Annotated in this window: 1 pseudogene; it reads right to left on the bottom strand. The window is 47.6% G+C overall.

Features of this window, described 5'->3' with window-relative positions:
- A pseudogene (locus A6D97_RS21360) lies at positions 1 to 313 on the bottom strand (Ig-like domain repeat protein); the annotation flags it as partial.

Below are 313 nucleotides of genomic sequence, written 5' to 3'. Positions count from 1 at the left end.
GCCATTACTGACCTCGGCAGAGTTGTAATACTCATCACCAAAACCATCAAAATCGACACTGATGTCCGCTAACGTATCTTTGACTATGGTATCGCTAGAAGTTGTCGTATTACCGGCAATGTCGGTAACCGTAGCTTCTACCGTTAAGGTGCCTTCAGCGAAGGCTGAATAATCTTGGCCGACTAATGTCCATTCACCACCCCAACGTATCTTTGACAACTGTGTCACTGGAGGTCGCTGTATTGCCCGCAATGTCGGTAACCGTAGCTTCTACCGTTAAAGTGCCTTCAGCGAAGGCTGAATAATCTTGGCC

The sequence above is a fragment of the Vibrio sp. ZF57 genome (assembly GCF_001691235.1).
Classification (GTDB): Bacteria; Pseudomonadota; Gammaproteobacteria; order Enterobacterales; family Vibrionaceae; genus Vibrio; species Vibrio crassostreae_C.
Note: the sequence above shows the minus strand (reverse complement) of the source record. Positions and strands in the feature narration are given on the sequence as shown.